The sequence below is a fragment of the Wukongibacter baidiensis genome, from assembly GCF_050888315.1.
Lineage (GTDB): Bacteria > Bacillota > Clostridia > Peptostreptococcales > Caminicellaceae > Wukongibacter > Wukongibacter baidiensis.
On record NZ_CP138202.1, the window covers coordinates 5,780,866 to 5,801,555 of the forward strand.

The following is a 20,690-nucleotide window of genomic DNA, read 5'->3' on the forward strand; positions in this document are numbered from 1 at the left end:
CATCTATAAAAAAGGAAATAGTACTTCCTTGAGGCCGCTAAGAAACCCGAATTTCTGCGTTGTTGCTTCAACCAAGAACCCTTACGTATGTCTATATACGCTACGGCCTCTTGGTTTCAGCACGCCTTGAACTTCGAGTTTCTTAACAGCCTAACATCTTGTTAACTTTGTTAACAATCTGAAGGAAATAATACTTTCATGTTGAATTAGGAAAGGTAGGAATCAAATCTTAAGCGGTGGAGGATATTGATGGAAGATAACACTTTGTTATTATACAATGGAAAATTTATAACATTGAATCCTGATAGACCAATAGTGGATTGGATATATATTAGTAATGGATATATTGCTGATATGGGAATGGATGATGGATATAAGAAATATGAAAAGGAAGCACAATGCTTGAATATAAAGGGAAACTGGGCATTGCCGGGGTTTATTGATAGTCATGTACATCTCGTTCAATCGGGTTTAAATATATTGGCAAATAGTCTTAATAATTGCTACTCTATTAAGGAAATTTTAGACTCTATAAAAAGAGCCAAAGCTGAGGAGAGTAGCTTTGGTCTAATAATCAGATGCGTCGGACTTGAAGAGATAAAGCTCAAGGAATCTCGGATGCCAACTAGGTGGGAGTTAGATTCAACTGAGTCAGAAAGAATGGTGTGGATTTCCACTGTAGATTACCAGATAACTATTGTGAACACTCAGGCATTTAAATTTTTAAATTTGCCCTTCAATTTGGATGGTATCGAAAGAGATGGTAGAGGAATACCAACTGGGGTTCTAACGGGGAGAGCAAATTTTATTGCTAGAAAAAAACTATTAGGAATTATTCCTGATAGTATAAGAAAACAAGGTGTAGATATTGCTTTAGATAATGCCATAAGACAAGGAGTAACAACAGTCCACGCCATGGAAGGTGGTTTTTTATTTCATGATAGAGATGCTGAGTTAATTCATGAAAATATGAATAAATTTCCTATCGATGTTGAACTATTCTTTCAAACGACGGATATATCAAAAGTAGAGGCAATGGGTCTGAATAGAATAGGAGGAAGCATATTTTTAGATGGATCGTTTCAGGCTAGATCTGCTGCCTTGGAATATCCCTATGAAGACATGGAGAAAACAAGGGGAGAGTTATACTTCTCAGATAATGAGATTGAGAGTCTAATTTTTACAGGTATACAAAAGGGAATGGATACTACAGTTCATGCAGTGGGGAGTAGAGCTATAGGCCAAATCCTAAATGTTTATTATAGGGCAAAGAAAGCATTTCCATCAAGCAAAAGTAGGATGCGTATAGAGCATTTTGAACTTCCAAATCTAAATCAAATAGAATTAGCATCTAAGCTCAACGTAATATTGTCTATGAAGCCCGCTTGTGAGTATTTCTGGGGTGGAGAGGGAAAGACCTACGCAAAAAGACTAGGAAAGATAAGAGCAAAAAGAACAAATCCAAATGCAACGATAATTGCTAACGGGGGGATTATTGCAGGGGGATCAGAAAGTGACCTCACTCCCATTAACCCATTACTAGGGATTTACTCCGCTCTTAATCACCCAACAAAGGAAGAAAGGATATCTAATCTAGAAGCCTTAAAAATGTTTACTATAAATGGTGCAATTGCGGTTGGACAGGAAGATACAAAGGGGAAACTAGATTTAGAGTACTTAGCAGATATATGTATCTTGAACACAAATCCTTTGGAATACAATGCTGAAAGGATAGATGAAATAGTTGTGCTTGGGACGATTAAGGCTGGAAAAATACTATTTATATCCGATGAAATAGCAGATTGGAGAGATACCCTTGCTTAGAATAAGTCTATTAGGAAAACCTAAAATTTGTATCGGAAATGAAGAAATAACTAATATGATAAGCAGCAAAGGTGTAGGGATTATTGCTTATCTAATATCTGAAAAAAGAGGAGTTAAGATTCATAGAGAAAAGATAGCAACATTATTCTGGCGCGACAGTTCTGATAAATCTGCAAAGTATAATTTAAGATATACACTTTGGTCGATAAAGAAGGTTTTTAAAGAGCATGGGATAGAGGATGAAATAATCCTTGGTCATGATAAAAACTATTGCTTAATAAATAAGGAAGCTGACCTTAAATGCGATCTAGAGGATTTTCAAATAATGTCAGAAGAAATATTGAGTGGTAACTGGCAAAGGGCTGAAAGATTTACTGACATTTACAATGGAGAGTTTCTTCAGGGGCTTCAAATAAGAGAAAGTCATGAAATTGATGACTGGATTATCTATCAAAGGGAGAGGCTTCAACGGATATACTTTCAGACCCTAAGAAAGTTATCGGATATTTTTCTAAACCTTAATAAATATAGCGACGCAATTGAGTATCTAGAAAAATTATTGTTTTTCAATCCTTTAGATGAAGATATTCATAGACAGCTTATGAAAATGTATTATTTATCAGGCGATAGAGTAGCAGCAATGAGGCAATATGAAAGGTGTGGAAATTTACTTAGAAGTGAGTTAAATATAAGTCCAATGGAAAAAACTAATAGATTGTATCAAAATATAATAGCAGGGCAAATACACTCAGCTAGTGAAACAGTATACAGTAATAATTATGTGTATCCACAGTTCTTTTTTTTAACAGAAATCATTGAAGATATACTTGTTAAATATCCCGATATATTAGATAAGATACACAGGGAACATAAACTAGAATTAGCAAAGCTCCTTCCCGAACTAGTTAATGAAGAGAATGATCCACTTAAATATCTATCTATAGATATTGAAAAACTAAGAATTTTTAGAGCATGCGCAGATGTTTTACAAAAATGCGAGCAAAACTGGGAACTGCCAATAGTACAAACCCATGGAGAAATTGACAGTGTATCTAAGGAATTCATTGAATACATTAAGAGAAGACTGCCTAATATATTTTTAGAGCTTGGATTAGATTAGTAAAAGAATTATAAATATCTGATTCAAGCTTTTACTTGTTAGTTGTGCTTTGTTCTATATTATTACAAAAATGTAGGTTGTTGCATAGAGAATCATGAATTAAGTCCATAGATAGTTAGATCAAAATATTATATAATAGATGTTAGATTGCAGTTTAAGCAATTTATTTTTTTGAGCAAATTTCACAAATGGAACAAAAGAAAAATATATGACGTCTATATAGATGAGGGATTGAGGTACTTGATATACTGGAGCAGCCATTGAGAATATTTTTTCTTAGAGGTTGAGCTCAAATCTGATCTATAAATGAACTGGAGGAAGAATAATGAAGAGACATGTAAAGAAAGTAATCATAGTAACTTTATTGTCAGTTGCCTTAACTGGATGTGCAGCTAAAGAGGCAAATAATATAGATAACAATAAAAATACAAAGATAGAGACAAATCAAGAAGAAAAAACAGGTGTGCTAAAGGATTTTGAGGTCCTTGTGGCTGACAAGCCTGAATTAGGGGAAGTTAAAGGTTTTATTGATGATAATATTAGCAAAGCAGACGAGGAAACTGCTGATAGAATGATAGAATATCTTATTGAGCTGCAGAAAAAGGGTATTGAAGAAGAAATTAACTATTTCTATTCTGATAATAATATAGATATTCATGAGAAGATTAAAAAGGCCTATGAAAAGGATAGCAGTAAATTTGAAAGAGCTTATGTATTTGCAGGAGATAGTAAGTACTTTTTATTAGAGAATATGGAAGATAAGAAGAGTGCAGACGGTATTAAGAAGTTATTCGATAAGGGATACGGACTCTATAACGCTGAGGGAAGCTATTATCCTGTAATCGATTTTAAAGCCATTAAGGAGGAGTATTCTGAATATCTAACAGATATGACTATAGAGTATTTAGATATTATGTCCGGTGAACTTGATCAGCCTACCCTTGTAGAAGAGTATCTTGCTATAGATGTAGCCAAGCTTAAGGAAAGGGCATTTAGATATGAGGAATTCTTAAAGAAATATCCAAAGTCACCAAACGTTGATGATGTGGCAATGAACTATATGGTATGCATATGGAAGCTAGTAAATCCAAACATATTTGATGGAACAGTCGATGAAGAATTCAGAGTTGTGGATGAAATGAATAAGGTGTACAAGGACATTCTTTCTGATGAAACACATCCTGTAACAACTCAGTCAGTTAAAGGGATAACAGAATATATAGAGAGTAAAGATGGAGTATTAGGTAGTATGAATAATATGGATGAACTGTTTAAAGCATCAGATAAGCTTCATAAGGAAGCAGCTGAAAAAGTTAAAGAGCTATACCTAGAAGAATAAATAAATAGACTTGGGTTATCCCAAGTCTATTTTGCTTTTACTTCTACTTTAAATTGTTTATTTATTACATTTGGATAGTTTGACAATGTCAAAGTTATCGGATTTACATAGTCTAAATCCTTGGGAATCATAAAGAAAATTTGACTAGAATTTTCAGTTGATGAATGGCCCAGTGAATCGGCACGTAGAATATTGCCTTCAGCATCTTTGAAATCAAAGCTAAATGATAAACCCTCATCGGGATATTCAAAGACTAATGATATAGTATCAGTAGTAGGTCTATTCTCTACTTCACGAAATTTGAAATCGCGATCAGGAGAATTCAATAACTTAGTCTTTTCTATGTCAACAACTACATCTATTTTTTCCTTATCAATTGCTTTAATGCCATTACCCATAATATGAACAGAGTCTGGTCTAGTAAAATAATTGCTCTCAAAATATAGATCTCTTCTAAAATCGTCTGGATTGGAACTTATTAAACCGTTTAAACCATTTTGCCATTCTCTATTATTATCAACTATTCTTAAGTCTTCAACGGAGAATATGTTCATTGAATTATTCACATCATATCTTAGGTGTAATATACTTGTTATTGGATAAACTGTGAGCCTATCAAAGTATAACTTCTGTCCTGCAATTTCTACTGTTTCATTGATATCGTAGGTGATCTTTTCATTTTTAAATAACTCCTTATCAAGGGGTATAGTTACATCCCAAGTATACGGTAATTCCTTTGATCTAGAATATTCTTCTTCATCATCCCTACCTACGAATTCATTACGAGAATCTACATCGACTACAGATTCTCGAATTTTGACTTTTATCTGAATACTATCTGGAACTTCCATTTCAGGAGATAGACTTAAATCAAATGTGTCATGGATTTTTCTGACCTCGTTTAAGTTGGTATCGTCGTAATAGGGATGGCCATAGCTAGCAGGAAGATGTTCTCCCTTGTCATCAAGGATATCGAAATCAAAATACTCGATATACTTATGATCTCCTTTATTTTCTATTGTGTAGAATAGTACCATTCTTCTTCCATCGAAAATCAGACTATCTACTGTAAAAACTAAGTCGTCATACTCATCGGAGATACCGATATCCTGTATAAAGTTGTTTTTGATGGCTAGTTTAATGCCTTCGTCTTTTAGGTCATAAAGGGTTTCATAGTTACTATATTTGCTGTTAGTTCCGGTAATATTATTAAAATAACTAGAGATAGGGGAGAACTTTATAGCTACTATAAACAAGGTTAATATAATAGAAACTAAAGCAATGATTCTTTTCCTTGATTTATGATTTTCTGTATAATTAGAATGATTTTCTTCACAATCATTATTCTCTGAATCTATCAAATCTTCTCTGTCATAATTCTCATTTTCATTCATATTTACCACTACCTTATAAAGTATTTATACTAAAAAATGTTAATACATTGCTATTATATCATGGTAGATGTAGAATCTTTACTTAACATTATATTAAAAATAATGTTCTTTATACTACTCCTAAAAGGAATTAACTATCTAGTGTTGAATACAAATAGAGTACTACCAAACAGTCTTTAGGGGGAAGGTTTATGTTTACATTTAATCATGATGATAGAGCAATGATTGAAAAATTGTTTTATGAGCTTGTGTCAGTTCAAAGCGATACGGGAACGAAGCTAGAGAAGGGTATTGAAGATAAAATATATGAATGGTTTACTGATAGACTCTATTATAGAAGAAATCCAGAGCTAGCTGGAAAGTATACAGTAGAAGATGATCCTCTTAAACGCTCAGTTGTATGGGCCCTAGTAAAGGGTAATGGAGATGATACAGTAGTATTGATGAATCATCATGATGCAGTAGACATATATGAATATGGTGAACTTATGGATATCGCTTTAAAACCAAAGGAGCTGAAGAAGGGTCTTAAACAGTTAAGCTTAGATGATGATGTAGTAAAGGATATAGAATCCGGGAAATGGATATTTGGTAGAGGAACTGCAGATATGAAGGCCGGCACCGCTATGCAAATGTGGATGACCGACAAGGCCTCTTCTATTGAAGGATTTAATGGAAATCTGCTATTTTTATCGGTTTCCGATGAAGAAAATCTATCAGCTGGCATGAGGGGCGCTATTAAGCTATTAGTAAAACTAAGAGAAAAGCATGGTTTAAAATATAAATCTATTATAAATTCTGAACCATTTTCAAAGGAAGAGGATGATAAAGGAATCATCTATGAGGGATCGGTAGGTAAATTTATGCCTGTCATATATGCAAGGGGGAAGAAATCCCATATAGGTCAAATATATACGGGATTTAACCCATCTTATCTTCTTTCAATGATACACACAAGAGTTGAACTCAATGTTGACTTCTGTGACTGTGTAGATGGAGAAACATCACCACCTCCCTCATGGGTATACTTACGTGATAGAAAAAAATGTTACGATGCTTCAATTCCTGAAGCCTCCGCTGCCTATTTTAGTATGTTAACCCTTTATACATCTCCAAAGGAAATAATAGAAAAGTTAAAGGATACCTGTGAAAAGGCCTTTGGAGAATGTATTGACAACATAAATAAGTCCTATAGGGAGTTCTGCAAAAAGTCCAAAAAGGAATTTGAAAAACTACCATGGAAACCAAGGGTTCTAACATATGATGAACTTTACCACATAGTTTTAGAAAAGCACGGTGAAAAATTTCTTGAGAAACTCGATGATTTAGTGGGTATTTTTAAAGATAAAATAGTTAATAGTGAGATAAATATTCAAGAAGCAACAATGAGATTGGTAGAAGAAGTAGTAGAGTTCCTAGATGATAAGGAGCCTTTAATTGTATTAGCAGTTTCAGCTCCATTCTATCCCCATATATCTAATAGAGATATAGGCTTAACGAAGGAAGATGAATTCATCGACATAGTAAATAAATTTACATTAACAAAATGGGGACAAAGCTATAAGAAACGACATTACTTTATGGGAATTTCAGATTTTAGCTATACAGGTTTACTAAGTTCAGATTCAGTTATCAACACAATAGAATCTAATACTCCTGGTTGGGGAAGCTTATATCATATACCATTTGATGATCTAAGGACCTTGTCAATCCCAATGGTTAATATTGGTCCTTGGGGTAAGGACCTTCATAAGATTACGGAAAGGGTTTTAGAAGAGGATGTTTTTGATAGAACTCCACAAATTATGGCTGACTTTATTGATAAAATATTAAACACAGATTAGACAGAAAAGAGGAGGAAAAAAGATGAAAAGAATTCTAATTACAGGAGCTGGAAGTGGGCTGGGTAAAGAACTTGCTAAGTGCTATGCTGAGCAGGGTAATCATATAATATTAGTTGGGAGAACTATAGATAAGTTAGAGAGTGTAGCTAAAGAGATAAGAGAAAGCGGCGCATCTGCAGAATGTATGAGCCATGACGTAAGCAGTTCTGACTCTGTAAGGGCACTAGCAGAAAAGATTGCAGAGAAATATGAGAATATAGATTACTTAATTAACAGTGCTGGTGTAGGGTGTTTTGGACCAATAGAAGAAGTCACAATAGATGAAATCGATGCCATGATAGATATCAATGTAAAGGGGACAATATTGACTACAAAGCTTCTGCTCCCATATTTAAATGAAAGGATATTAAATATAATATCTACTGCTGGATTAAGAGGAAAGGTCAACGAGGCCGCATATTGTGCAAGCAAATTTGCAGTCAGAGGGTTTACCGAGAGTCTTCAGAAGGAATTGAAGGATGGATCGATAAAAGTTACAGCTGTATATATGGGAGGTATGAATACTCCATTTTGGGAAAACTCCAGTCATATCAAGGATAAAAGTAGACTGAAAGCACCATCTGAGGTAGCGAAGGAAATTATAATGAAAGATGATGGTAGGGAAGAGATTATTATTGAGAAATAAGTAGTTATATAAACAGTATGGATAACTTAGATAAGCAAGCTCAAAATATGTATATAGAGGTCATCTTAACAATAAAAGGTGATGCTCAGAATGTAGGATTTCAAAACCTTAAACTCTATTTGCTTTGAAAAAAGGGCTGATCTCAAAATATGTTTCTATGAGATTAGCCCCTTCTAATTTTCCCGAACAATTTAAATATCTCTAATCTTTTTTTAACCCAGCTCCACATAATGGAATTATCACTTTGCCACTTATCCCATGGTCATTTTCCTTATAATAACTTAAGAAAGCTGCAAATGTTGCGGCAGTAGTTGGTTCTACATAAAACCCTTTTCCGGCTAAATATTTCCTCGTTGTTGCGATTTTATCCTCTGGCGCAGTAATGATTTCACCGTAGGTAGCTCTTACAGCTTCAAGAATCTGTTTTCCTCTCATTGGCTTAGCAATGGCAATTCCTTCAGCTAAAGTTCCTGTATTTATTACAGCATCTACAGAGTTTTTCTCTGCTTTAAAGGCCTCGTATATAGGGGCACAACCGCTAGCCTGTACTGCAATAATTTTAGGAATTCTATCTATTAAACCTAAGTTTAGTAATTCTTTGAAACCATAATAGCAACCAAGAAGCAAGGTTCCGTTTCCTACAGGGATTACTAGGGCTTCTGGAATACTGAAGTTTAATTGCTCATAGATTTCATAGGCATAGGTTTTAGTTCCTTGATAGAAAAATGGATTATATACATGGCTGGCATAGAAGCCTTCTCCTCTTTCCACTGCCATTAGGGCTTCATGGGCAGTATCTTCTCTAGACCCCTTAACAATATGTACATTTGCTCCGTGGGAAGAAATCTGCTTAATCTTTTTAGCAGATGTACCTTCAGGAACATAAATGTCACACTCTATACCTGCTCTGCTTGCATAGGCTGCTATGGAGTTTCCAGCATTTCCGCTACTATCTTGGATAACCTTTTTCACTCCTAATTCCTTGGCTTTAGAGATTAAAAGGACTGCACCTCTATCTTTGAAAGACAGTGTAGGCATCAAATAATCAACCTTTACTAGTATATCTGGTGTATTTTTATCTAGAGGTACAATAGGTGAGAAGCCCTCTCCCATAGTAATCTCTTTCCAGCGATTGAGTTCTTTGGCAAAGGGAAGGGCCTTTATGTATCTAAATAGGCTCCACTCATTATTTAATATATCTTCATTAGAAAATTCAAAATCGAAATGATCAAGGTCCAATACTCCGCCGCATTCGCACCTGAAAACTAGAGTTTTAGGATCATATCTCTTATTACATTCACTACAAATATATTTAATCGACATTTAATCACTCCTTTAATATTTAAAGGTAAACAGATTGTAGAAACTCTAAGTATTATTCTTGTATAGTCTAATTAACTATAAATATATATTAAATATGGTAAAAGTCAAATAGCTCTTTAAATAGCATTATGCTAATAAATCATTATAAAGAAAAAAATGGCAATCCCATCGACAAAACTCGTCAGAGGAATATATAAAGTTATGTCTAATAGATTATAAGCTGATGGTACATGACTAAGCACTATTTTAATATATCGAAATAAAAGACAAGGAGAAGAGGTTATGGATAAGAAAAAAATCTTTATAATATTAATACTAATTTCTATTTCATGGATTGGAAATTTAATTTATTACTATAGTCAACAGCTCTCTGAGCCGCTTTTTTTAAATCATTACTACGAAATGACCTTAGATAATGATACGAGTTTTGACATCTACTATCTGATTAATAAAAATAAAGATATAGATTTAAGATGGGCTGAGATACCTGGTATTGAAGATGTAAAATTTGAGCTTCTGGAGTATGATGTAGAGACCTTTAACCATCAGATGCTAAAAAGAGGTCGTTTCAAGATAAATATTAATGCATTTAAAGAAGTAAAGCTCGAAGAAGATAAATATATCTTTAATGAAATAATTGCTCACTTTAGTAATGATGAAGTAAAGAGGGTGGACATTGGAAAGGTAATAATATATAAAGAGGATTCGAACAATATTGAAAGTCCTATTATAGGAAGAAGCAGTGGTAGTTCTAGTACAAACAGACAATATAGGCTTTTTGAAGCTAACAAACCTTTAACAATCATGGGATTTGACTATGATCTAAAAAAGTATTTAGACGGTTTTCTTTACATATTCTTAGATTATCCACAGAGTAGGTCTAATAAATTAACAGAAGTAGAAAACAAAGAGAAAAATGACTCTACAAAATATAAAGGAGATGTGGAAGATTTATTTTCAGTAGATGGAGTTGAATTAAGGCAAGAACTATTTCCGATTAAGCTTAACAAAGAAGAGAATATAATAATAAATAATAGGTTCTACTCCAAAGATAATGAAGATGAGCGTCGTTATAACTACTATCAAATATATGCAAGACTAAGGGTTGAAACAGAAGATGGGGAGGAATACATAAGAGATTGTGAAATGCATTATAATCCTTACTTTGATAATTCAGATATTGTAAGTATAATTAAAGAAAGAAGGGGAAGGTAGATGTATCAAGAGGGTTACAATAAACTTTTTAGAGGATTAATAATTATATTTATTGATATTAGGTTTAATAATTTTAATATATGTCCCGATTTGTTAGGCTATATAATAATTGTATCAGCACTAGGTATCTTGGAAAATCAACACAGGTCCTATGGTAAAGCGAAATCTTTTGCAGTGGCCTCGATACTTTTTTCAATACCCGATATCTATCAAGCCAATAATATTTTAGATGGCTTAGGAGTATTCGATTACAGTATTCGATTTATGATTCTTTCAACAGTATCAGTCATTATAAGGCTGGTCTTGATATATTATATTGCTGAAGGTATAGTTGATATAGCAAAGAATAGGGGATTAAATGAATTGGTGGAAAAAGCTACTTTTCGATGGAAGGGAATATTAATTATAGAAGCGATTATGTTAATATCTACTCCATTTTACTTAAACATTAGTACCGATATATACGCTATTTATCTTTTGGGAACTAGTGTTATAGCTTTTATTATGCATATACTATTTATATCATTAACTGAGAGTATTGGTGAAGTCCTTGGATGAAAAAAGAGTTATTTAATAACTGAAAACGGCAGTTGATGAACATGATTGGATTTTGAAAATGGGGCTGTCTAATAAAGATCTTCTATGAGTTCAGCCCCAAGGGTGTTTCAGAATGAGTGAATTTCAAATAACACAGAAATTTGCCATTGTGAGACACCCTCATTAATTTTTTGTAAAAAGGCCTAACAATGGCATGTTCTACAATTTATGTATGACTTATAACAAAGATACATTTCATCAGCAGTTTTTAAGTTTTGTAGTAGACTATTAAGAATATCTGTAGCTTCTTGTAGTTCATACTGAAGATGCATCCTTTCATCGCTGTTGGATTGAAGTGTAATAGATTCCATAAGATTATGTATTCTTTCCCTTATCTTGGCTACTTCCCTTGAGGAGTCTGACAATTTATCACGAAGATAATTGTCAGTATCATCGCATCCAAGCGCATTTACTAAATCCTTTATTGCATCATAATGTTTTAAATAGATTGATTTTTCCATATTAACACTCCTGAAAATATATTGTATAAAACTTTGGAAGAACTGACATGAAAGCTTTATAATGTTTCTTGATTTTTTTTATAAAGAAATGCTTATAAATATTATATACGAACTTATGTTCGAATTCAATCCATAATATGAAAAATTTGATTAAAAAATTGGGTAGATTATTATGCAGAAATTTAGTATGCAAATTTTTCTAATAAATTGAGATACTAATTAGATAAGGATTTATGGAGGAACACAATGAATAGAGAAGTGATTTCAGATAAACAAGGAGTGCTAATTGTAGTTCTTTTTATTATAGGAACAAATTCAATATTTGTTTCAGGAGCATCCGCGGAAAAAGATATATGGTTAGCAAATATTGTAGCAACGATTTTAGGGCTGGGAATGGGACTTATATATGCAAGAATGCATTATATTTTTCATGATAAAGATATGTTTGATATTATTGAAATCTGTTTTGGAAGACATATCGGAAGATTTTTAATAGTACTGCTTACTTTGTTTTACTTGGAGCAACTTAGCAACTCTCCAATAATTGTTGGTGAGTTCATAGGCACAGTTTCTTTATCAGAGACTCCTAAAATAGCAATCGAAATTAGTATAATGCTTATAGGTGTTTACATAGTGAAAAAAGGAATAGAAGTACTAGGAAGATGGGCAAATCTCTTTTCATTAATATATATTGCAAATATGTTCATTATATTGTTTCTTCTAATTCCAATTATAGAAATAAATAATATTAAACCCATATTAAATAATGGTCTGAGTCCGGTTTTTAAAGGTGCTTTTGAGACGTTTATGTTTCCATTCGCTCAATTACTACTCTTGAGTAGTGTTTTCAAAAACTTTAGAAAGAGAGAATCACCATATAAGATATACTTTATAGGGGTTCTTATTGGTGGAATAATAATAACATCTATGTCACTTGTAATAAGTTTAGTTCTGGGTATATATGAAACAAGTAACTTATACTTTCCATCCTATTCCACGTTTGCTAGAATAAGTGTAAAGGGATTCTTTCAAAGAATAGAAATACTTTCAGGTGTCTCGTTTATAATCGGAATTTTTATTAAAGTTAGTGTACATCTGATGGTTGCTAGTAAAGGTATTGCTAAGATATTTAACTGTTCTGATTACAGATTCATAGTATTTCCAACTGCATTATTAACGATCACTGTAGCGCAGTTTTCTTATGAAGGTATAATGGAATTATTTGAGTATAATGAAATATGGTATTACTATGCATTACCTTTTTATGTGATCTTGCCACTTATTACTTATATCATAGCTGAAATAAAGAAGAGAAAGGGTTTAGAAAAGCCTCGAGCTTGAAAACTGTCGTTACTCTACTAGCTTATTAATTTTGCCAACAATATGAGAAGATATAAATCTTCTAGAACTAAATCACCTTTTGAATTCATATTATATATAGGAGGTGATTTTTTTGTTTGCCAGGCAAAAGTATAAAAAGGGTATGAATAATAACAGAAGGTTATTTGCATATACATATATAGTTATGATAATTATATTACTTTTAGTAATTTACGGATTTATGTTAGTAGATAAAAAGATTAAGCCGACTGTTTTAACAATAGCTGAAATCAAAGCTAAGCAAATAGCTTCGAAGGCAATAAATGAATCTATAAGTAAAAAGATTACCGATGACATAAGATATCAGGACTTGTACTTTATAAGAACCGACAGTGAAGGGAATATTACCTTCATGCAGTCAAATACAATAATGATGAACAATCTAGCTGCAGATGTGGCTTTAGAGGTACAACAAAGAATGAAGGAGATCGGAACACAGGAAGAAACAATGATCAGGATTCCTCTAGGTAATATATTTGAGAGCCAGATATTGGCACAGTATGGTCCAAAGATAAAAGTAGAAGTTACCACAATCGGAAGGGTTAATGTAGATTTTTATACAGAGTTCGAACAGTCTGGTATAAACCAAACAAGGCATAAAATATACCTAACGGTAAATGCTCAAGTTAAAACGATTATTCCATTCACATCAAAAACCATGCCCGTACAGTCCACGGTTCCCATAGCTGAGACAATCATAGTTGGTAAAGTTCCTGCTAATTATGTAAATGTACCAAAGGAAGATCTTTTGAACGTTGTTCCCGAGGGAGAAGATAATAAATAGATTAATAAAGTTGGATATTTATATAAAAGATGGATAAGACTTTGCTCTTATCCTTGTTCATTTTTGATGCTAAAGTATTAGTTAGAATAGATAGGGCTTAGGCGCTATTTTGTCCTCATAGAGACATTTATGCTTAGAAGTTCACTAAATTAGAAACCGCCGAAAGTCAGCCAGTTTTACAAGTAAATGTATAGTATACTAAGGACTACAAAAAGAAAACAAGCCGGCCTACTGCTCTTTATAATTAAAAATAATAAGATTAAAGGAGAAGGTAATTATGGCTAGAGCAGATTTGAAAATATTAAAAGTAGAACCTAGCAGTCTAAGAGCATATAAGGATTCACAATTCAAAGTCACAATTGATAACGTAGGAGATGTCAAAAGTTCACCATTTACATTAGCTGTTTATGATGAATATGGAAAGAGACTGGATTATCATTATAATAGATCGGGATTACACACATATGGATATAATAAAGTTACTTTAGAATTCAGAATAAAAGAAAGTGGAAGACATACCTTAAGGTTTGTTATTGAAGCTGGAGATATATTATCTATAGTAGCAATACAAAAATCAGACGGATTGGAATTTAATATAAGAATAGTATCTAAAGACGCTGCAGGAAATACCTTTTGGAAAACAAACGAAAGTTATATGTATAAATACTATAATTTTTAAAAATTATAGTATTTAAGAACCATGCTTCTTTAATATATTTATATTCCAAGATAGATATAACATGAGCCAAAACATTATAAGAAATCTAATCTCACTTAGATATTCTATGTTGAATGAGTTATTATTTAGAGGCAAGAAGTGTATAATTAAACCAATAAATATTGTGAGAATAATACTTAAAATTATTTGAAACTTTTTTTTGAACTTAGATAGTATTGGATTTATCATTTTAAATACTATAAGCTTCATAGCAAGCATACAACAAAGAGATGTTAAAAACATTGCAAATAATTTTTTAGGAAAGTATATATTAATCACTCCTTTAGATATTTTTTTCTTTATAGGCTGAGAGCCAGTATCCTAGTCAGGAAGTGTGAACTGAGAAGACGAATTTATAAATAAATTAACTTCTTATGTTACTTCAGAATTAGTTTTACATAGATAAGCTACATAATACCACTATAATTTTACCATAAAATTACATAAGCTGAAAGATATTAAGTGTGAATAATTTTTTATATTACTAAAGAACAATTTAATGTAGAAACCTGGGTTTATCCCCGGGCCTTTTTATGTCAAATGCAATTATGTCTTAAAAAACAATTGTATATAGCTAACTGACTAAAAGCATATAAAGCTAAATTAGAAACCGCTGAAAGTGTGCCGGAAAACTGCCGGAATTCAGCCGGTTTTACAAGTAAATGTATAGTATACTAAGGATTGTAAAAAGCAAACCAGCCGGCGGATTGCTCCTTAGAAGAGAAAAAGTATATTTAAACATAATTCACATTAAAAACAATTGACTATAGGGGGATGAAAGATGGAATCAATTACAGTTACCTCTGTTGAGGAGAGTTTAGGAAGTTGGATAACTAAGAGTAGTATACCAACAAAGAGGCGCGCATTTGAAGCAGTAACATTAGATGGAAATATATATGCAATTGGTGGTATTGATGGTAATGGGAATTACACTTCGTCAGTAGAAATGTATGACCCTATAACAGATACATGGTCAACAAAATCCAATATGCCATCTGATAGAGCCTTTTTTGGGGCAGTAGCTGCAAATGGTAAGATATACGTTGTAGGTGGATATGGAACAGGCGGGTTAATGAATTCTGTAGAGGAATATAACCCTACTACAGACACTTGGGTCTCAAAAACAAATATGTTAGCAGGAAGATATACTCATAGCACAGCAGTAGTAAATGGAAAAATATATGCGATTGGTGGATCTACACTAGGTTCTCGAGTAAGTACTGTTGAAGAATATGATATAGCTTCTGATATATGGACTACTAAGTCAAATATGATTACTGTTAGAAATAGTTTTGGAACAGCAGTATATAACAACAAAATATATGCAATAGGAGGGTCAATTGGTTCTGGCCTAAATGTAGTTGAGGAATATGACCCTTCAACGGATATCTGGACCTCAAAGAGCAATATGCCAACACCAAGATATGGATTAGAAGCAGAAGTATTAAATGGGACTATATATGCAATAGGTGGTCATGATACTGCTTATTTCTCAATTGTAGAGGCATATGATCCAATTACTGATACTTGGTCATCGAATACTAGTAAAGAAATACCAGTAAGAGACTTTGGTTTGGCTAAAGTTAATAATAAATTGTATGCAATCGGTGGAGATATAGTAGCTGGGGGTTACTGTACCGATGCGGTTGAAGAATTCACACCGACAGGTTCAGTTACTCCAGATATACCAACAAATCTAATAGCAACAGCAGGGAATGGGGAAGTAAATCTTTCTTGGGATGAAGTAAAAAATGCTGAAAGTTATACTGTAAAAAGATCAGAAACTAAAGGTGGACCATATACTACAATAGCAGAAAATATTACAGGAACAAATTATACAGATAGTGATGTTAAAAATGGTACTACATATTATTATGTTGTATGCGCTGTTGTGGGTGGTCAAGAAAGTTCGAATTCAAATGAAGCTTCAGCTACACCAGAAGGTAGTAGTAACGGAGGTAGAGCATTATTAAGAATTACCATGACAAATGGAGAAATAAACGAATATGACTTATCAATGGGGGAAGTAGATAGCTTTATTAGTTGGTATGAAGGAAGAAGTAATGGAGCTGGAGAATCTTACTATACATTCAACAAGAATTATAATGTAGGACCGTTTGCAAACAGAAAAGACTACTTAGCTTTTGATAAAATTTCACAGTTTGAAGTAATGGAATATTAAGATTAATATAATCAAGGATAGGGTTAAAACCTTATCCTTGATTGTCTTTTTAGTCGAGATAGTATTTCACTATTTATTTTTTATTGCACTAAAACTATATTAATAGAGGTTATATCGATTTTCATAGCAATGACTAGTGATTACTGAATCCGTAAGAGAAATTTTGGTGGAACTTGAAAAAGATTCTTTTATACTAAAGAATGGTTTAACGGAGAACACAAGAAGGATTTCCCTTTTTTTTCTTGAATACATCTTTTAATAATTTGTACTGCGGTAAAGATAGGTGTGAAAGAGGCTATAATAGAATTAAAGAAACAGGGGATTATTTGATTTTAATAAATTCTTTAACATAGAGGGTATTACCCGGGAAATTCTAATTTTACAATAGTCCTATTCACCTAGATTAAGCATTTGAAATTTAGAGATATACTAGTCTTATGAAAAGTGTGAGAAGTTAATGATAATGAAGAAGATAAGGATTATATATTTAAAAGTAGAAAAAATGTAAGTGATTTTATCGAGAATATAAATAAAAACTACAATTCCACTAATAAATTTTAAGAATAAACACAATTGGCTTCTGCAAAATATGCAGAAGCCATATATATAGGGTTGTGGGGGAGTATCATTAATTAATATTATATCGAAGTAAGGTTAACTCAGTGTTAAGAAACTATTAAAATTATGAAATAAAGCTATTAAAATTACATTATAAAGAATATATAAGTAATTATTAGAACTTCAAATCTCTATATAAATTGAAAGTTCCATAATAAAACATTTTATTTCTGCGAAAAAGGGGTAAAAACAAAATAAGTATACTTTAAGTTAACTAAGTAGAGTTCATGATATAAATAAGAGGAGGGTGATTTGATGAGCAAATACGAAAAGATACTTGTTTTGTCTAATGAAATTGAAGCTAAACTAATGGATGAAATCTTGAAGGATAGGCAAATCCCCCATATGATTCAGTCATATCATAGCTCAGCTTATGGCGTTATTTTTCAGTTTAGTGGTGGCTGGGGACATATAGAAGCTGAATCAAAATACCGTGATCAAATAATAGTTATTTATAATGAGTTGAAAAGTCAAAAACAGGAATAAGTATATAGAATATAAGATCTATTTTTGAAAACTAAAATTCCTGCTTTTTGACAGTTCACTCCGCAAAATTGTTGATTCACACCAATTAGAACAAAAAGTAGTAGATAAATGCTAATATAGTTATGGAGTATATTTCATATTTAATATAGTGGAGGAGTATATGAATAATTATGTTCACATAGCCATAGGAGATTCTGCAAATGGAAGTTTAAAAACTCTTTTAAAATCTAATATCCAATCAAAATATTATGGCTCAGTAAGAAAGTTTAGGGAAGACCTTTCTATAGGATGTATATATGAACTTGAAAATAACATAGATAAAAGAGCTGAATGGTTTAATAAAATATATAAAGCAACGGGATACTCTGAGCTTATTCAGGATAGATATATTGATAAAGAAATAGAATTAACCTATACTTCTCAGCTAGATATTTTGAGAGAAAGCAAAATAATTATCTGGCATGGGGAGAATGTTATGGAACAGACTGCACTAAGGTATTTAGTTAGTAGATTTAAAGAAAATGAGATTTATGAAGTATCGGTTTCGAAGAATATAATGAAAGAGCTCAAAGGTGAAATATATAGACCAAGGGCTACGGCAGAATGCAGTCTAGAGGAATTAAGAAAAGCTTTAAAAAGCGTTTCTCTAATAGATAATAGTAGAAAAGAAATTCTTATATCTGAGTGGAATGAGCTTAGAAAAAATGAAGCTGTGCTAAGGATATATATAGATAATAAAGTAATCTGTGAAGATGAGACATATTATGATAAATACATATTAAAATACACACCCGATGAATTTCTTAAGGCTGCCAGAGTAATAGGATCTGTTATGGGTAACTCCGGTCAAATAGTAACAGATGCATTTATTGATTATAGAATTAGATCATTAATCGATTCAGGCAAGTTAGAGTATAGAGGAAAACTTAGATTTATGAGAGAGTTTGATATAAGGCTAAAGTAGTAATGAAAGTCGAGTTTGTTAGCAGTCTAAGAGGTAGATTTAATTCTACCTTTCTTTTTTTTGAAATAATAGGTTTAATATTAATATTATGGGTAATAATCATTATAAGGGGTAAGCTACTAATCTCAGTTAACATCAAAATAACAAAAAAATCATAATTTGTACATAAAATGTTAACATTTGTTTTGTATAATAAATAAATAAACTAAGAAAGTGAAAGAAGGAATACTTATGAATAGAATAAAAACAGCAATTGTAGGGTCCGTATTGTCAGTAGTTGTATGGGGCTTTACATTTGGTATAGTACAATTAAGTTTAACAGTGCCACAATAAAATAACAATTTAAATTAAACTGGACTTTTGAAGTCGCAGTACATAAAAAAGTAGGGCCTAGGCTCTACTTTTTTTGAATGTAATTCTATTATAATAAATGAATATAATAAATGAAAGAAAATTGAAGCTTAGATTTTATATTTTAAACAATCTCTAAACTAATTACCGACACACCATTGTATCCATATCCAAGTCTGTTCCATTCAACCTTGAAGGGCTGTTCTCTTCCTGCTGTATCACTTGCACGTACCATAATAGTATATTGGCCCTTTCTTGATGCACTCCACCTATAGGACCAAAAACTCCATGAATAAGAATGACCAGAATTATGTCTCAAAAAAACTTTCTCCCAAGTGTTACCTTCATCAAAGCTAATCTCTACTTTATTAATTGTTCCCTCACCCGTCCAAGCGATTCCATAGATATCATGGATACCAGCATCTAGCCTTGATTGGGGTAAGGGCTGCTGAATAATAGAATTGACCTTCATAGTTGTCACTGGGACTCCATCTTCATCATTATCTTCATTTGGAAAATATTGATAGTCGAGTTTTTGATATGGTCCCTCAAATGGGTGATCAATAACTGTTATTTTTTTGAGCCATTTTACTGAGGCCATAGCATACCATTTAGGAACGATTAATCTCATTGGATATCCGTGTTTGTATGTAATAGGCTTTCCGTTTAATGCATAGGCGATGAGTGTATCGGGGTGGAGAGCTACCTCTAGTGGAAGACTCCTTGCGAAGGCATGTTCACCATCTAATCCTGGGATCTTTCCGATATCATAACCTTCAAAAACTACCTCCTTGGCAGAAGGCTTTAGCCCCACAATGGATAAGAGATTTCTAAGAGGGACTCCTGTCCATGAACCTTGGCTTATTGCACCGTCATCCCATTGAGTACCAAAGGTGTCGGGTTTAAATTCTTTTCTCTTGTTTCCTGAGCACTCTAAGGGAAATACTATGGTTTTACTAGGCATGGCGAGTAGTTGTTGATAATGGAAGAAACCTGGAGTTTGAACTAAACCATAAAAGGGAAGAGTAAAGAACATAGGGGTAATTTGAGGGTAATCGTAATGGTTTCTCAAAAAGAATAATTGTTCTGGAGTAATCCACTCTTTTATAAAGTGAATGGGACACCCTTGATTTTCTGGATCTAAGGATATTGTTGTAAGATGTGGCTCAATTGGAGGTTGTTGAAAATTCATAATTAACTCCTTTCATAGTCCATATTTATTTAAATATATTAAGTTTGTACAAATATATTACAAGTTTGGAGCGTTGATAAAATACTGTTAAACTATATAGAACGCACTTATTAAATCTACATTTTGCAAAATAAATGGGTATAGTTTATAATATAGTATGAAAGATTACCATAAAAAATTAAGAAAATTGTATAGTATCGAGCATAATACTTG

At 32.5% G+C, this 20,690-nt stretch carries 17 protein-coding genes; 13 read left to right on the forward strand and 4 right to left on the reverse strand.

Annotated features, from left to right (window positions below):
• Positions 1-249 precede the first annotated feature (249 nt).
• From R9X47_RS26430 to R9X47_RS26440, 3 genes are all read left to right on the forward strand, one after another.
• Complete coding sequence (locus R9X47_RS26430; RefSeq protein WP_432664045.1) at positions 250-1,824, forward strand: amidohydrolase; 1,575 nt, start codon at positions 250-252, stop codon at positions 1,822-1,824.
• A complete protein-coding gene (locus R9X47_RS26435; protein ID WP_432664046.1) occupies positions 1,817-2,944 on the forward strand; it encodes an AfsR/SARP family transcriptional regulator in 1,128 nt (375 codons plus the stop codon). The genes R9X47_RS26430 and R9X47_RS26435 overlap by 8 nt, the downstream gene beginning before the upstream one ends.
• Positions 2,945-3,269: 325 nt before the next feature.
• Positions 3,270-4,283 (forward strand): hypothetical protein, encoded by a 1,014-nt coding sequence (locus tag R9X47_RS26440; RefSeq protein WP_432664047.1) that lies wholly within the window; start codon positions 3,270-3,272, stop codon positions 4,281-4,283.
• A gap of 26 nt (positions 4,284-4,309) precedes the next feature.
• On the opposite strand, the gene R9X47_RS26445 is transcribed toward R9X47_RS26440, so the two are convergent.
• Positions 4,310-5,677: a DUF4179 domain-containing protein gene (locus tag R9X47_RS26445; protein WP_432664048.1), complete on the reverse strand. Its 1,368-nt coding sequence runs from the start codon at positions 5,675-5,677 to the stop codon at positions 4,310-4,312.
• Between the two features lie 191 nt (positions 5,678-5,868).
• Here R9X47_RS26445 and R9X47_RS26450 point away from each other — a divergent pair, with 191 nt between their 5' ends.
• Positions 5,869-7,521, forward strand: coding sequence for a M20/M25/M40 family metallo-hydrolase (locus R9X47_RS26450; protein WP_432664049.1), 1,653 nt, complete (start codon positions 5,869-5,871; stop codon positions 7,519-7,521).
• Between the two features lie 22 nt (positions 7,522-7,543).
• A complete protein-coding gene (locus R9X47_RS26455) occupies positions 7,544-8,206 on the forward strand; it encodes an SDR family NAD(P)-dependent oxidoreductase (protein ID WP_432664050.1) in 663 nt (220 codons plus the stop codon).
• 201 nt (positions 8,207-8,407) lie between these two features.
• On the opposite strand, the gene R9X47_RS26460 is transcribed toward R9X47_RS26455, so the two are convergent.
• The gene (locus tag R9X47_RS26460) at positions 8,408-9,529 is read right to left on the reverse strand and encodes a threonine synthase (RefSeq protein ID WP_432664051.1); all 1,122 of its coding nucleotides are present in this window, start codon (positions 9,527-9,529) and stop codon (positions 8,408-8,410) included.
• 282 nt (positions 9,530-9,811) lie between these two features.
• Between R9X47_RS26460 and R9X47_RS26465 the strand changes: the two genes are divergently transcribed.
• Both R9X47_RS26465 and R9X47_RS26470 read left to right on the forward strand, forming a co-directional pair.
• Positions 9,812-10,744, forward strand: a complete 933-nt coding sequence (locus R9X47_RS26465) for a hypothetical protein (RefSeq protein WP_432664052.1) — start codon at positions 9,812-9,814, stop codon at positions 10,742-10,744.
• Complete coding sequence (locus tag R9X47_RS26470; RefSeq protein ID WP_432664053.1) at positions 10,745-11,302, forward strand: hypothetical protein; 558 nt, start codon at positions 10,745-10,747, stop codon at positions 11,300-11,302.
• A 182-nt stretch (positions 11,303-11,484) separates the two neighbouring features.
• On the opposite strand, the gene R9X47_RS26475 is transcribed toward R9X47_RS26470, so the two are convergent.
• On the reverse strand, positions 11,485-11,802 hold the full coding sequence (locus R9X47_RS26475) for a hypothetical protein (protein ID WP_432664054.1): 318 nt from the start codon (positions 11,800-11,802) through the stop codon (positions 11,485-11,487).
• Positions 11,803-12,048: 246 nt separating this feature from the next.
• Between R9X47_RS26475 and R9X47_RS26480 the strand changes: the two genes are divergently transcribed.
• From R9X47_RS26480 to R9X47_RS26505, 6 genes are all read left to right on the forward strand, one after another.
• Complete coding sequence (locus R9X47_RS26480) at positions 12,049-13,143, forward strand: GerAB/ArcD/ProY family transporter (RefSeq protein WP_432664055.1); 1,095 nt, start codon at positions 12,049-12,051, stop codon at positions 13,141-13,143.
• 112 nt (positions 13,144-13,255) lie between these two features.
• Positions 13,256-13,966: a sporulation protein YunB gene (gene yunB, locus R9X47_RS26485; RefSeq protein ID WP_432664056.1), complete on the forward strand. Its 711-nt coding sequence runs from the start codon at positions 13,256-13,258 to the stop codon at positions 13,964-13,966.
• A 277-nt stretch (positions 13,967-14,243) separates the two neighbouring features.
• Positions 14,244-14,645 (forward strand): CARDB domain-containing protein, encoded by a 402-nt coding sequence (locus R9X47_RS26490; RefSeq protein WP_432664057.1) that lies wholly within the window; start codon positions 14,244-14,246, stop codon positions 14,643-14,645.
• Between the two features lie 820 nt (positions 14,646-15,465).
• The gene (locus tag R9X47_RS26495; protein WP_432664058.1) at positions 15,466-16,866 is read left to right on the forward strand and encodes a Kelch repeat-containing protein; all 1,401 of its coding nucleotides are present in this window, start codon (positions 15,466-15,468) and stop codon (positions 16,864-16,866) included.
• An 873-nt stretch (positions 16,867-17,739) separates the two neighbouring features.
• Positions 17,740-17,970 (forward strand): hypothetical protein, encoded by a 231-nt coding sequence (locus R9X47_RS26500; RefSeq protein ID WP_432664059.1) that lies wholly within the window; start codon positions 17,740-17,742, stop codon positions 17,968-17,970.
• Positions 17,971-18,130: 160 nt separating this feature from the next.
• Complete coding sequence (locus R9X47_RS26505; protein WP_432664060.1) at positions 18,131-18,934, forward strand: DUF1835 domain-containing protein; 804 nt, start codon at positions 18,131-18,133, stop codon at positions 18,932-18,934.
• Positions 18,935-19,409: 475 nt separating this feature from the next.
• Here R9X47_RS26505 and R9X47_RS26510 read toward each other — a convergent pair whose 3' ends face one another.
• Positions 19,410-20,477, reverse strand: coding sequence for a sulfite oxidase (locus R9X47_RS26510; protein WP_432664061.1), 1,068 nt, complete (start codon positions 20,475-20,477; stop codon positions 19,410-19,412).
• Positions 20,478-20,690 lie beyond the last annotated feature (213 nt).